Source organism: Novosphingobium sp. PC22D (assembly GCF_002556635.1).
Lineage (GTDB): Bacteria > Pseudomonadota > Alphaproteobacteria > Sphingomonadales > Sphingomonadaceae > Novosphingobium.
Genome location: NZ_MWMO01000007.1, coordinates 22,719 through 37,251 on the forward strand (window position 1 = coordinate 22,719; position 14,533 = coordinate 37,251).

Annotated in this window: 10 protein-coding genes and 1 pseudogene; 9 read left to right on the forward strand and 2 right to left on the reverse strand. The window is 62.6% G+C overall.

The genetic code is table 11. The features are described from left to right. Positions 1 to 176 precede the first annotated feature (176 nt). The 3 genes and pseudogenes from B2G71_RS12095 to B2G71_RS12105 all read left to right on the forward strand — a co-directional run. Positions 177 to 2,558, forward strand: coding sequence for a TonB-dependent receptor (locus B2G71_RS12095; RefSeq protein ID WP_098106028.1), 2,382 nt, complete (start codon positions 177 to 179; stop codon positions 2,556 to 2,558). Positions 2,559 to 2,737: 179 nt separating this feature from the next. Then, entirely contained in the window at positions 2,738 to 3,079 is a 342-nt protein-coding gene (locus tag B2G71_RS12100) for a non-heme iron oxygenase ferredoxin subunit (RefSeq protein WP_098106029.1), read from the forward strand. A gap of 247 nt (positions 3,080 to 3,326) precedes the next feature. Next, positions 3,327 to 3,455: pseudogene (locus tag B2G71_RS12105) on the forward strand (transposase); the annotation flags it as partial. Positions 3,456 to 3,462: 7 nt separating this feature from the next. Here B2G71_RS12105 and B2G71_RS12110 read toward each other — a convergent pair. Further along, entirely contained in the window at positions 3,463 to 4,605 is a 1,143-nt protein-coding gene (locus B2G71_RS12110; RefSeq protein ID WP_098106031.1) for a site-specific integrase, read from the reverse strand. A gap of 575 nt (positions 4,606 to 5,180) precedes the next feature. On the opposite strand from B2G71_RS12110, the gene B2G71_RS12115 reads away from it, so the two are divergent. From B2G71_RS12115 to B2G71_RS12125, 3 genes are read left to right on the forward strand one after another with little or no spacing between them, the layout of a single operon-like run. After that, positions 5,181 to 6,557 carry an amidohydrolase family protein gene (locus B2G71_RS12115; RefSeq protein WP_098106033.1) on the forward strand — a complete coding sequence of 459 codons (1,377 nt, stop codon included), beginning with the start codon at positions 5,181 to 5,183 and terminating at the stop codon, positions 6,555 to 6,557. Further along, entirely contained in the window at positions 6,547 to 7,674 is a 1,128-nt protein-coding gene (locus tag B2G71_RS12120) for a membrane dipeptidase (protein WP_098106034.1), read from the forward strand. Before B2G71_RS12115 ends, B2G71_RS12120 begins: the two co-directional genes overlap by 11 nt. Before the next feature lie 4 nt (positions 7,675 to 7,678). Next, a complete protein-coding gene (locus B2G71_RS12125; protein WP_098106384.1) occupies positions 7,679 to 8,608 on the forward strand; it encodes an ornithine cyclodeaminase family protein in 930 nt (309 codons plus the stop codon). Between the two features lie 25 nt (positions 8,609 to 8,633). On the opposite strand, the gene B2G71_RS12130 is transcribed toward B2G71_RS12125, so the two are convergent. Beyond that, positions 8,634 to 9,284 (reverse strand): MSMEG_1061 family FMN-dependent PPOX-type flavoprotein, encoded by a 651-nt coding sequence (locus B2G71_RS12130; RefSeq protein ID WP_206049392.1) that lies wholly within the window; start codon positions 9,282 to 9,284, stop codon positions 8,634 to 8,636. 336 nt (positions 9,285 to 9,620) lie between these two features. On the opposite strand from B2G71_RS12130, the gene B2G71_RS12135 reads away from it, so the two are divergent. The 3 genes from B2G71_RS12135 (at position 9,621) to B2G71_RS12145 (ending at position 14,501) form a co-directional block, all read left to right on the forward strand. After that, a complete protein-coding gene (locus B2G71_RS12135; RefSeq protein ID WP_098106040.1) occupies positions 9,621 to 11,747 on the forward strand; it encodes a TonB-dependent receptor in 2,127 nt (708 codons plus the stop codon). Between the two features lie 67 nt (positions 11,748 to 11,814). Then, positions 11,815 to 13,377, forward strand: a complete 1,563-nt coding sequence (locus B2G71_RS12140) for a hydantoinase/oxoprolinase family protein (protein ID WP_098106044.1) — start codon at positions 11,815 to 11,817, stop codon at positions 13,375 to 13,377. A 14-nt stretch (positions 13,378 to 13,391) separates the two neighbouring features. Beyond that, positions 13,392 to 14,501, forward strand: a complete 1,110-nt coding sequence (locus tag B2G71_RS12145) for a DUF917 domain-containing protein (protein ID WP_098106047.1) — start codon at positions 13,392 to 13,394, stop codon at positions 14,499 to 14,501. The last annotated feature ends 32 nt before the right edge of the window (positions 14,502 to 14,533 follow it).

Sequence of the window (14,533 nt, forward strand, 5' to 3'; positions counted from 1 at the left end):
AAGAAACTCCACCTGCGATCCACCCTAGGACCTCGGTGCGACATCTCATGATGCATCGCGTGTATGCGACGAACGGGAATCTTGACATATCGCGAAGCCCGGCTAATTAAGCGCTTGCTTAGCAGAAATGCGCCTGATTGTTTTGGTCAGTCACACGGAGCACCGGGAGGGAAAATATGATAAAGAAACAGCCTGCGAAAAAGGTAATTGGACGCTACTGGTTGCTGGCGGCCTGCGCGCCACTCGCAATGTTTCCGGCAACTGTCTTTGCCCAAGATGATGGGACAACCGAGACGGACGCCCTGGAGGCCGAGGATTCGACAGGTCTCGGTGTAATCGTCGTGACTGCCCAGAAAAGGGAGGAGTCGCTCCAGAGCATCCCAGTGGCCATATCCGCTGTCGCGGGCGAAGCGCTGGAAGCCGGGAGCATTACCAGCGTGACCGATCTCGCTCAGATAACACCCGGTCTAGCATTCAACACTTTCCAGCCTGGCCAGCCGGAGATTTCAATCCGTGGAATCGGAACGAAGGAAGATGGTGCAGGCGCATCGGATTCCACTCTGGTGATGGTTGATGGTGTTTATTTCGCTGCACGTAGCGCATCGAATGTCGATATATTCGATCTGGAGCGGGTAGAGATTCTACGTGGTCCGCAGGGTACTCTCTTCGGCAAGAATTCGATTGGCGGCGTTATCAATTACGTCACGCGCAAGCCTGATAGCACTTTCCGGGCGCGCCTGCGGCAGACCATCGGCAATTACGGCCAGTTTGACACTGCCGGACTTATCAATGTTCCGCTGGCGGATAATCTATTCACCAAATTTTCCTTCAGTCGCCGAACGTTCGATGGATATGACGATTGGATCATTCCCGAACAGGTGGTGGAGCAGTCAAGGGTGCCGGGGACGGTTGAGAGAATAGGTGGGAACAACCAGTTTTCTTGGCGCTGGCAGACCCGCTGGGAGTCGTCTGATACACTGGATGTCCTGCTATCGCTGGACGGCGTGGACGAAGAGCTTGGCAACATCAACCGACAGCCGGTCGGTTCTGCAGGACCGCTCCATGACTGTGGGTGCGCGTCAGATCCTGTTGCCGTGGATATTGCGCTGGGAGGAGCGGACTCCGTTCGCACATATCTCGGTGAGGATGACAATGGCGGGAGCCGCGAGGCTTTCGGTGCGATGATTGAGGTCAACAAGCAGCTTTCCATCGGCACCTTGACCTTCAATGGAGCCTACCGGGAATCCGATTATTTCTTCGAGCACGACGATACTGGTCTGCCTCCTTCTCCGGTCGTAGACCTCACCGGCTCCAATGGAAATCCGAACGATCTCCTGCTTGGCGATCCTTCGATTGGATTCACATTCGACAATACGGATATCATTTGGGAAGATTCCCAACAGTTTACCGGTGAACTGCGCCTTGCGTCGAACGACGGGCCCTTCAACTGGGTAGTCGGTGTCTTTGCTACGTCCGAAGAAATAAACCGTGCAGAAGGAATTCTGTTTACAGCGCTTGCGGATGCATCGCTTGAACCGAATTATGCAATTGCAAACATGCTTTTCGATGGTTGGGCAGTCGCGGGCTTTGCGCAGGGTAGTTACGAGATTACGCCTCGTTTAACTCTAACGGCCGGGGGGCGGTTCTCCTACGAAGAAAAGGAGATTGTAGCGTTTAATGACATGCCGCAGTCCCCATCACTGCAACTTGTCCTCTCCCAGTTCGATCCGGCGAGTGCCAGCGACAATTGGGATAACTTCTCTTGGAAGCTCGCTGTCGATTACGACGTTGCAGACGACGTGATGCTGTATGGTACGGTGTCGACCGGTTTCAAGAGCGGTGGATATACTGGCTCTGCCACTACTGCCGCCGGGGCGACTACGCCGTTTGAGCCCGAAGAGGCCACAAATTATGAGATTGGTCTCAAGGGTGATTTCTTCGATAGGCATCTGCGCATCAATCTCTCCGGCTTTTATGTCGATTACAAGGACTTGCAGGTTACGCGCTTCTTTCAGCCTCCCACATCGGGCGCAGGCGAATTCATTACGGAAAACGCAGCTAATGCTGAAATCCTTGGCCTGGAGGCGGAGTTCACCGCATTGCCAGCTGATGGCTTGCAGATCGGCGGATTCTATTCTTACCTTGATGCTACATTCCAGGACTTCTTCGGAACCCCCGATATTTCCGGAGGAGGCGATTTCTCAGGGAATGTCCTGCGTCAGGCTCCTGAACATAGTGCGGGCGGGCACATTCAGTATGAATTCGATCTGGGAGGCAACAGCGGTTATCTCCTCGCAAACGCGAGTGCGCGATACCAGAGCATTTCTTATACGAACGTCGACAATAACCCGCTGGACGTGATTCCCGAGCACACTGTAGCAGATGCCTGGCTCGCCTGGCATTCCTCAGACGATAGGTGGATGGTTCAGGCATGGGTCAAGAATCTCACTGACGAGGTCTATCGCACGCATGTTTTCACGCAACGTGGTAATCGGATAGCCTTCGGCACTTTCGCGCCGCCACGGACTTATGGTTTGACGGTTCAATTCGACTACTAAGTTGAGAATTAGGATTGACTGGAGACTTGAAGAACAGGTTTCGCCGATAGGGGGGGCACCTTGTCCCCCCCGGCCTTTAGATCGAGGTCGGATCCCATAGTTTGTTCAGCTTCGTGTTGAAATGAGACCATGCGGCTTCCACTAGCAATGCGCTCACCGAGTTAAGATAAGGAAAAAACGTGTACGTTGACGTATGCAGAAGTGACGACTTAGCGGATGGCGAGGTTCTGCGCTTCGAGCCTGACGGTTTAGACGAAGCCCTGGCAGTCTGTAAGTCCGATGGTGAATTTTTCGCGGTTTCAGATAAATGCTCTCACGGAAACTGGAGTTTGTCGGAAGGTTTTCTGGAGAACTGTCATATTGAATGTGTGCTGCATGGTTCAGCATTCGATCTCAAAACTGGTTGGCCGGATAAGCTACCGGCGACAAAGCCGGTGAAAGTGTTCGACACTAGGGTCAGAGACGGCGTGGTATCGGTCGATATTTCCTCGGGCAAGGTACGGGAGAAACCAGGCTCCTGAGCAAAATTCCTTGCTCGCTGTCACATGATTTAGATATGCCGAGCTGGGCACTGGTAGAGTGCTCAATCTGATCATGCTTAATGATCGGCTGTCGGCAGCAGCATTGTGGAGATTTACAGCGCTACTCTGTCAATTCCGAAACGAACCTCGCAAGCTATTCGTTCATCAATGCCATGTCAGTCGTGACGTGCTCCCCTGAAATGTGACCGCAAATTGGTAGAGTCCGACGCGAAGGAGTCGGACGCAAATGAAGCGAAGCAGGTTTAGCGGAGAGCAGATCATCGCGGTTTTGAAGGAGCAGGAGGCGGGGATGCCGACGGCGGAGGTATGCCGCCGCCATGGGATCAGTTCGGCCACGTTCTACAAGTGGAAGTCTCATCCACTTACATTTGACCTAGGAACTCTGCCCACACAACCATCAAGTCGCGCCGCTTGTCGAAGAAGTCGGTGCGGCGATAGGCGGCTTCAACCTGGTTGCTAAGCTTGTGCGCCAGTGCCTTGTCCGCGACCTCCTTCGGGAAGTCGGTCTTCTCTGCTGCCCAATCGGTGAACGCGGAACGGAAGCCGTGGACGGTTGCACCCTTGATCCCGGCATCGCGCAGTAGCTTGGTCATTGTCATGTCGCTGATGGGTTTCTCGCCATTATTCGAGAACACGAGGCCAGCGTCGCTCGTCCGCAGTTTCCAGCGCCGACGCAGAATCGAAACCGCTGCCTTAGAGAGCGGCACGACATGCGTTTCCTTTGCCTTCATGCGCTCGCCGGGGATAGTCCAGGTTGCCTTGTCGAAATCGATCTCGGTCCAGACGGCCTTGCGCGTCTCGCTCGACCGCACGGCGTTGTAGATCGTGAAACGCAGGGCATCGCGGCCCGTGGTGGGTGATGCGGCCGCCAACTCCTTCATGAACGCTGGAATGTCGGCATAGGGCATGGCCTTGAAGTGCTCGACCTTGTCGGTCTGGCGCGGTAATCCTTTGCGGACTGAGCGCAGCGCAGCCTCTTCTTCACGCCATCCCTTGATATGCGCGAAGTCGAGCACGGCACCGATGCGCTGCAAGATCTTGCGAGCAGTATCGGGGATTTCGAGCCAGATCGGCGTGAGCACCTCGACGACGTGGGTGCTGTCCACCTGATCGACGGGCTTCCTGCCGATCAGCGGGAAGACGTGGTTTTCCATGCTGGAAATCCAGTTGCGGTAGTTCTGGTTCTTCCAGCCGTCCTTCAACGCCTCGTAGCATTCGCGCGCTGCGGTTTCGAAGCTCGGCACCACTTTGCGCGACTTGCGTCGCTCGGCAACCGGATCGATCCCAGAGCGAACCTGGCGGCGCAATGCGGCTGCGGCGTCCCGCGCCTCGGTCAGCGTCACATCGAGCGCCGATCCCAATCCGTAATCGCGCCGCCTGCCGTTATGCTGCATCCGCAAGACCCAACTGCGGGAGCCGCTTTCCTTCACGAAAAGACACAAGCCACGGCCATCAACGTAGCGACCGGGCTTGGCGTTCTTCACCTTCAATGCTGTCAGTGCCATAGGTTATACACACCATAAAAATTGTTCCAACTTTCGACCCCACATGATGATCGAAATGCAGGCAATCGGGGGCGATCAACCGTGAACACGGTAGAAGACAAATCCCTGATTTTACAGAGTAGTTATGGACGTCCCGACACTGTCTGCGACAGAAGTTTTAGCAATGTCGGGTGCGCCAATTTTCCGGCATTAGGTAGCAACGGCAGAAGGAAAGTCGGGCGCGGATTCCGGGGAGTTCCGGTAGTCTGCCGGGATGGGATCAACCAACCTTCGCCACGCTCTCGGCAAGAAATATTCCGCGCTCACCGGCGAACTGGCGCGGGTGCGGACCAGCATTGATCACATCCACCGCGAGCCACCCGCAGCGCAGCCGCGCAGGCTTTCTGCGCCTGCTACCTAATGCCGCAGTTTTTCGGCGATGAGAGCGGTTTAGGGGAAGGCGTTCTCCTATCATTGCCGATGACGCGGCGGGCTGGTGTGAGCGCGGAGCCGCATTTCGTCCGTTGCAGCAGGCGCATGCTGACCGTGCCTGCATCGCCATTGACCCGGGTCGCCAAGACTGGAATGGTTTGGAAATGAACCTGCCATCATTTCGGGCGATCGCCACGGCTCTTCTCGGCGTCTCCCTTCTCCATGCGGCAGCCGGCCGGGCCGAGCCTCCTGTCCAACAAGCCATCTATTCCAACGCCACGGTCATCGACGGAACGGGCGCGGCGGCGCGGCATCACCAGGATATCGTCGTCGCGGACGAGCGCATCGTCGCGATCGTTCCGCACGGCTCGTCGGCTGCGCAAGACGACGTTCGCACGCGGCACATCGATCTTTCGGGCCGCTTCGTCATTCCCGGACTGATCGACAGCCACGTCCACATGGCCACGCCGCCCGACCCGGCGAAGGCGCGCGCGCAGCTTCGGCGCGACCTCTACGGCGGCGTGACCGCGGTGCGCGACATGGCCGACGACACGCGCTTTGTCGCAGAACTGGCGCGCGAAGCCCGCTACGCGGAAATCCCCGCGCCCGATATCGCCCTTGTCGCGCTGTTCGCGGGACGGCCCTTCTTCGCCGATCCCCGCGTCGGGGCGGCAAGCAAGGGATATGCGCCCGGAACGGCGCCATGGATGCAGGCCATCGACGCGCAGACCGATCTGTCCGAGGCCGTCACGCTCGCGCGCGGCACGGGAGCCACGGCGATAAAGATCTATGCCGACCTGCCCCGCGATCTCATCGCGGCGATCACGCGCGAAGCGCACCGCCAGCACATGCTGGTATGGGCCCACAGCGCGGTGTTCCCCACCCGTCCGGCCGACGTGATCGACGCAGGCGTCGATACCGTGAGCCATGTCTGCTATCTCGCCTACCAGGTCGAGCCGGTCATGCTGTCCTCGTACGAGGATCACACGCCCGTCCATGAAGACCTGCTCGAGCAACCCGAAGACCCGGTCATGGCGGGGCTGTTCGCCGATATGGTGCGCCGAGGAACCATCCTCGATGCGACCGGCAGCCTGTTCGTGCGCCGGGATGCCGAGCGTGCCGCCCATCCCGAACGCAAACCGCTGCGGTGCACCGGGCCGGCGACGACCCGCCTGACGCGGCAGGCGTGGCGCGCCGGGGTGCCGATTTCCACCGGCACCGATTCCGTCGCCGGGGCGGAGAGCCAGTGGCCCGATGTCTTCGCCGAGATCGAGTTCCTCGTGCGCGAGGTCGGCATGCCGCCGCTTGCCGCGATCCATTCCGCCACCGAGGTCGGCGCGCGTGCGATGGGGCGGGAAAGCGACATGGGCACTCTCGAGCCCGCCAAGCTCGCGAACTTCGTCGTGCTCTCGGCCGATCCCGTCGCGGATATCGGCCATATCCGCAGCGTGGAGCTGACGGTGAAGCGCGGACACGAATATCGCCGCGCCGACTATCGCCCGGTCACCGCAGAAGAAATGGGTGGCGACGATGAAGACTGACCGGCGAGCCTTTCTCGGTGCCGCCACGGGCGCCACGGCGGCGGCCGCGCTCGGGTTTTCCGCCGAGGTCGAAGCGAGCGACGGACGCGGGATGATCGTCGTCAACGCGCTGGGCGGGCTGGGAGATCCGAACGATCCGCGCGACGGCCTCGTCCCCAACCTCTCTCCGCGCGTGCTGGCAGAAGCGCACGCATCGGGCGTGACCGCGATCAACGTCACGCTCGGCTACGTTTCAGGCGAGGCCGATCCCTTCGAATCTTCCGTGCGCGACATCGCGGCCAGCGATGCGCTGGTGCGCGAGCACGCGCGCGACGTGCTGAAGGTCTTTGCTGCCGCCGATATCCGCCGCGCCCGCCAGGAAGGCCGCATCGGGCTGATCTACGGCTTCCAGAACGGCGCGATGATGGGCGAAGACCCGTCGCGCGTGGACATTTTCGCGGGGCTCGGCGTGCGTGTGTTCCAACTCACCTACAATCCGGCCAACCTGCTGGGTGACGGCTCCATGGCGCCCGGCAACCGCGGGATTACGCCACTCGGCCGCGACGTCATCGCGCGCTGCAACGCGAACCGGGTCATGGTCGACCTGTCGCACAGCGGCGAACAGACCTGCCTCGAGGCGGCCCGCGCCTCCGCGCAGCCGATCTCCGTCAATCACACCGGCTGCCGCGCGCTGACCGACCTGCCGCGCAACAAGACCGACGAAGAGCTTCGCCTCGTGGCCGAGCGCGGCGGTTTCGTCGGCATATACTTCATGCCGTTCCTCAATCCCACGGGACACGCCCGCGCGGCCGATGTCGTCGCCCACCTCGAACACGCGGTCAATGTCTGCGGCGAAGACCACGTGGGTATCGGCACGGACGGATCGGTGACGCAGATCGACGATCTGGACGCCTATCGGGCCGTGCTCGCCAAGGAGATCGCGGACCGGCGCGCCGCCGGCATCAGCGCCGCCGGAGAGCGGCCCGACACCTTTCCGTTCGTCGCCGACCTGCGCGGGCCCGACCAGTTCCACAAGCTTGCCGCGCTGCTCAAGGGCAGGGGCTGGAGCGAAGCGCGGATCGCAAAGGTCATGGGGCTGAATTTCCTGCGCTATGCCGAAGCCGTATGGGGCGCATGACCCGATGATCGTGATCGACCGGGAAGAAGTCGTGCGGCGGCTCGACCATGCCACGTGCATCGGGCTTGTCCGCGAGGCGATGATCGCGCTCGCCGAAGGGCGAACGCAGCAGCTCCTGCGCGGAATCATCGACCTGGGCGGCGGCGACCTTTTCGGCGTAATGCCCGGCGCGATCGACGGCGCAGGCTTCGGCGTGAAGGTCGTGAGCGTGTTTCCCGGCGCCCCCGGCGGCCGCTCGCATCAGGGTGTGATCGTGGTGTTCAATCGCGAAACCGGCGCTCCGGCGGCCGTGATCGAAGGCGGTGAAGTGACCGCCATCCGCACCGGCTGCGCATCGGCCGTCGCGACCGGCGTCCTGGCGAACGAGGACGCGCACCGGCTGGCCGTGCTCGGAACCGGCGAGCAGGCATGGCAGCATATCGCCGCGATCCGCCATGTTCGCGCGCTTTCGCAAGTGACGGTCTGGGGGCGCGACACGGCCAAGGCGGCGGCGCTCGCCGGCCGTGTGGAACGCGAACTGCAACTGGCGGCGAGAACTTCGCCGGACGTACCGGGCGCGGTCGCCGAGGCCGACATCATCTGCACGGTCACGGCGGCCGACAAGCCCGTCCTGTTCTCGCGCGACGTTCCTGATGGCGCGCATGTCAACGTGGTGGGCTCCAGCCGCCCCGGCCCGGCCGAGATCGATACCGCGCTGGTCGCCCGCGCGCGGTTCTTCCCCGATCACCGCGAAGGCGTGCTGGCGCAGGGCGCCGAATTCCTGAAAGCCCGCGAAGCCGGCCTGGTGACGGACGATCACGTCCTGCCGGAACTCGGGCATGTTCTCAACGGCGGCACGCCCGGCCGCCTCAGCCGAACCGATGTCACGATCTATAAATCGCTCGGCTCGATCGTGCAGGACCTTGCCTGCGCCGCCTATCTCGCCGGCGTATGAGCATCGGCACGATAGAGGCGGAGAATCAATAGAGATCCTCGATCATGCCTTTGGCGTAAGCCTGATCCAGCTCCTGCGCCGGCACCTCGTCGAGCTCGGCCAGGGCTTTCATGACCTGACCGACAGATGGCACCGATTGCCGGTCTATGTGCGATTCGGGCTTCCAAAGTGCGGCGCGGTTGATCGCGCGGCCGCAATGAAACAAGATCTCACTGATCGAAACGACGACGGCGAGCTTGGGAATGCGGGCGCCTTCTTTCAGAAGTTCGAGCACTTCGCTGTCGGCCGTCAGTCCCGCGCGTCCGTTTATCCGCATGAACACGTCGAGCCCGGGAAACAGGAACAGCATACCGACATCGGGATGTTGCACGATATTGCGCAAGGATTCGATCTTGTTGTTTCCCGGCCAATCGGCGAAGCACACCGTCTTGTCGTCGATGACCTGCACGACCCCCGGCGAGCCGCCGCGGGGAGAGGCGTCGAGGCCCGTCTCGCTGCCGCTCGCCAGTACGAAGAACGAGGCCTGCTCGAGATAGGCGAGATGATACTCGGTCAGATGCGTCTTGATCGCACGCATGACCTGGCTTCCCGGCGGGCTGTACATCCGGTCCAGATCATCATTGGTCAGGAAGGTAATTTCCTTCGTCATATCGGATCTCCACTCTGGCGCGCCCACGGCCCTCGGCTCCGGCGTCCGGCAAGCCGGCGAAGATCGCCAGGCGCTCCTGCGAACCGCGTTTTCCGGGCATAGGCCTAGGGCGATCCCCGGAAGTCATCAACGCGCGCACGCCGCCTGCGGGTCGCGTCGCGCGGTCCCCGTGGCGTAGCAGGCTTCGACATTTTGATTAATAACAACGGCTTGCTGCTCCCGGCGTGCATCGCATTTTGCTGATGCGCGCATCCCGCCACCCAAATAAGTCGGTCTCGCCACCCTTCGCCGCGATGGAGGGCGCGCAAGCATGTCGTCACAACCGGTCCGGTTAAGGGTGCGCAGCCAAGACAGGGGAATGCGATGAACAGCTTCAAGGTGACGCTATCGATCGGCACGGCGATCGCCGCCTTATCGTCCATGGCGGGATCGGCGCAGGCGCAAGTCGGGGCGGCGCCCGCGACCGCCAGCGACGTCGGACCGGGCGAGATCATCGTCACCGCGCAGCGGCGCGAAGAGCGCCTGCAGGACATCCCGATCCAGATCGACGCCTTCGGCACCGAAGCGATCGAGGATGCAGGCATCAAGTCGACCGCCGACGTCGTCGCGCAGATCCCCAACATGACCTTCGACCGGGGCGATACCTACCGTTCCAACTTCATCACCATGCGCGGCCTCACGCAGATCAACAATGCCGATCCGCCGATCGCCTTCGTGCTCGACGGCGTTCCGCAGACCAACCAGCAGCAGCTCAGCGCGACTCTGTTCGATCTCGAGCGTGTCGAAGTGGTCAAGGGGCCGCAGGGCGCGCTCTACGGGCGCAACGCCGTGGGCGGCGCGATCAACGTCATCACCACGCCGCCGACCAACGACTTCCAGGGCGTGGCGTCGGTGAGCTACGGCCGCGGCGATACGCTCGACCTCGCCGGGGGCGTTTCCGGGCCGATCGTCCGGGATGTTCTGATGGTCCGCCTCTCGGCCACGCACAAGGAGTCCGACGGGCTCATCAAGAACGACTTCCGCGGCGACAAGGTCGACTTCGTGGACCATGACGACGCCGTGCGCGGACGCCTGCTGTTCACGCCGAACGAGGCCCTGACCGTCGACCTGCGCGGCGAATATGCCGACTTCAAGGGCGGCTCGAACAGCTATGCGGCCGTGTTCTCGGGCGATCCGAACGACTTCGTGAACCCGCAGTTCAACTTCCCGGCCTTCGCCGAGGGGCGCAACTACGGCGGCACGCTGAAGATCGACTACGACTTCGGCGGCGCGACGCTGACCTCGATCACCGACGTGGCCGACTACCGGCAGACTAACCGCGCCGATCTCGACTTCCGCAACCCGGTGGACTCGCCCTCGGGCATCTTCGGACAGGGGTTCCAGGCCGGGCAGGGTCAGAACCAGACCATCGAGACGTTCAGCCAGGAAGTGCGCCTCGTTTCCGACGGCAACCAGCCGCTGCGCTGGCTCGTGGGTGTCAACTACCTGTCCACGAACCGCAATCTGCGGACGCGGGCCTTCGTCGACGTCACCAGCACCCCCGACCAGATCGACAACCCCGCGTTGATCTTCGCCGACAACTGGGAAGACAACAACAACGACGCCTACGGCGTCTTCGCCCAGGTCGACTACGATCTGGGTCCGAGCCTGACGCTGACCGGCGGCATCCGCTACGACAAGGACAAGCGCAAGCAGGAAGACGTCAACTCGGGCGCGGTGCGCAAGACCTCGTTCGACCGCGTGCAGCCCAAGGCGACGCTGACCTGGAAGCCCACGGACGATGCCCTCGTCTACGCGACGTTCAGCACCGGCTTCCGTTCGGGCGGATACAACGCGCCGCAAGTCGGCGTGCCGGTGTTCAAGGCCGAGACGCTTGAAAACTACGAGATCGGGTTCAAGTCGGCCTGGGCCGACGACCGGATCACGCTCAACGGCGCGATTTTCCAGATGAACGTGAAGAACTACCAGTTCTTCTATGTCGAGGCGGCGACGGCCTCGCAGATCATCGACAATATCGACAAGGTCCGCATTCGCGGCGCCGAACTGGAACTTCAGGCGCGGCCCGCCGAGGGGCTCGACGTTTCGGCCGCGATCGGTCTGATCGACAGCAATATCCGCAACAGCCTGCAGTTCCCGTCCGACGAGGGCAACAAGGCGCCGCGCACCGTCCCGTTCTCGTCGACCGTCTCCGCGCAGTATCGCAAGCCGCTGATGGACGGGATCGGCCTGTTCATGCGCGCCGAATGGCAGCACTTCGGCAAGAAGTACTGGAACACCGACAATGTCGCGGTGCAGGACCCCTACAACCTCGTCAACGTGCGCCTCGGCGTGGAATACGACGACATGGGCGTCTATTTCTTCGGGCGGAACATCTTCGGCGACGAGTATTACTCGGAATTCTTCCAACCGGCCTATTCCGGCCTCGACGTGGCCATCGGCTACCCCTCGCAGCCTTCATCCTATGGCATCGAAGCACGCATCAAGTTCTAGAAATGAAGGCGGGCCGGGGGCGTGCGCCGTTCCGGCCGCCCCCATCGCCGCAAGGGTGGTTTGAATTATGACGGGATACAGGATCGGCATCGATGTCGGCGGCACCAATACCGACGCAGTGCTGATGCGGGGCAACGATGTCGTGGCTGCGGTCAAGCGCTTCACGACCCAGGACGTCGGCTCGGGCGTGGTCGATGCGGTCACGGGGCTGCTTGACGAGGCCGGTGATCTCGATGCCCCGGTGCGCGCGGTAATGATCGGCACGACGCAGTTCGTGAACGCCTTCGTCCAGCGCCGCAATCTGGAGCGCGTGGCGATCATCCGCGTCGCCCTGCCCAAGGGCGACGGCGTTCCGCCGCTGGCCGGCTGGCCGGACGACATCGCCGATGGCTACGGCTCGCGCATCTACATGGTCGGCGGCGGCGCATTCTATGACGGCCGCGACTATGCGCCGCTCGACGAGGAGGCGATCGCCGAGGCGGCGCGCGACGCCAAGGCGGCGGGAATCGAGGCGTTTGTCATCTCCGCCAATTTCGCGCCGATCCGCCCCGATCTCGAGCAGCGCGCCGAAGAGATCGTCAAGGCCATCGTGCCGGGTGCGCGGATCACCCTGTCCGGCGAGGTCGGAGGGCTGGGCCTGATCGACCGCGAGAACGCCGCCATCATCAACGCCATGCTCTCGGGCTTTGCGATCGACGTCGTACGCTCGATGGCAGCGGCCATCGCGCACCTGGGGATCGAGGCGCCGCTCTACATCAGCCAGAACGACGGCACGCTCATCACGACCGAGGTCGCCGCGGCCTATCCGATCTTCACCTGCGCGGCCGGCCCCACCAACAGCCTGCGTGGCGCCGCGTTCCTGACCGGCGTGCGGGACGCGATCGTCGCCGATATCGGCGGCACCACGACCGATGTCGGCTTCCTTGCGAAGGGCTTCCCGCGTGAAACCGCCACGGCCAACATGATCGGCGGGGTGCGCACGAACTTCCGCATTCCCGACACCTTGTCCATCGGCGTCGGCGGGGGCAGCCTCGTGCGGCAAGCGCAGGACGGCCGCTGGACCGTCGGCCCCCGGTCGGTGGGCTTTCGCCTGCGCGAGGAGGGCATGGTCTTCGGCGGAACGATCCTGACGGCGACGGACATCGCCGTCGCTGCCGGTCACGCCGATATCGGCGATGCCTCGCGGCTTGCCGATCTGGCCGAAGCCACCGTGTCTTCGGCGCTTGATTCCATTCACGGGCAGATCGCGGATGCCATCGACCAGATGAAGACCAGCGCCGCGCCGATGCCGCTCATCCTGGTCGGCGGCGGCCATGTCCTGGTCGGCGGCTCGCTTCCCGGCGTTCGCGAGATCCTGCGGCCCGAACATGCCGATGTCGCCAATGCCGTGGGCGCGGCGATCGCGCTCGTCAGCGGGCGGGTCGACGCGATGTTCGACACCACCGAGCACGGGCGCGAGAGCGCCCTAGCGCAGGCCAAGCAGCAGGCGATCGATGCCGCCGTCGCGCAGGGGGCGCACGCCGCCGAGGTGGAAATCGTCGAGATCGTCGAATTGCCGATGACGCACATGAAGACCGGCGCGACCCAGATAAAGGTCAGAGCCGTGGGGCCGATTGCAGAGCTCGCATAGAGGAGAGATTTTCCGTGTATCGTGTCGAAACCATGGAAGATATCCGCGACATGTCGCGCGGAGCGGTGCTCCTGGGCACCGGAGGCGGGGGCGATCCCTACATCGGCGAACTGTTCGTGCGCGCGCAGATCCGCAAGGGCCGCTACCCCACCATCATCGGCTGCGACGAGATTGCGGACGACGCATTCGTGGTATCGATCGCCGGCGTCGGCGCGCCGAGCGTCATCGTCGAGCATCTCGTGTCCGAAAACACGCTGCATCGGCTGCTCGCCCGCGCCGAGAGCTTTTACGGCAGGCGGATCGACGCGCTCATCTCGGCCGAGATCGGCGGCGCGAATTCGATGTTTCCTCTCGCGCTCTCGTCGATAAGCGGGTTGCCGGTGCTCGACGCCGACGGCATCGGCCGCGCCGTGCCGCAGATCGAGATGACGGCTTTCAGCATCTTCGGGGTTCGTGCTACCCCGGCGCTGGTGATGGACGACAGCGGCAACATCGTGACCTTCGACGCGGTGAGCGATCGCATGGCCGAAGACCTGATCCGGGTCGTCACAGGCGCGATGGGCGCCATGGCGTTCGGCGCCTTCTATCCCATGACCGGCAAGCAGGCGCGCGAGACGGCGATCCAGAACACGCTCACCCAGACACTCGAGATCGGCAGGACGATCCGGCAGGCGCGGTTGAGCGGAACCGATATTTTCGCGGACCTGCTCGCCTATTTCGCCGGTTGGGAGGGGCGTGCCGCGCGCGTCCTGTTCGATGGCAAGATCGTGGATGTGCGCCACGAGACGCGCGACGGCTGGCACTGGGGAGAGGCGGTGATCGCGGCGCTAGACGATCCGGAGGACCAGTGCACGGTCGAGATCCGCAACGAGTTCCTGGTCGCGCGGCGGAACGGCAGGACCCTGGCGATCGTTCCCGACCTCATCACGATCATGGACCGCGAGACGGGCGAGCCGCTGACGGGCGAAATGCTCAGTTACGGCCAGCGCGTGAAGGTCCTCGGGCTGAGCGCGGACCCGGCGTTGCGCAAGCCGGAAAGCATGGAAGTCCTGGCTCCGCGTCTTTTCGGCCTGGACGAGGATTTCGTGCCGCTCGAAGGGCTGATGGCTGCCGCGACGCCGTGAGCCGTCGTCCGCTCCTTGCCCGGCAACGCCCC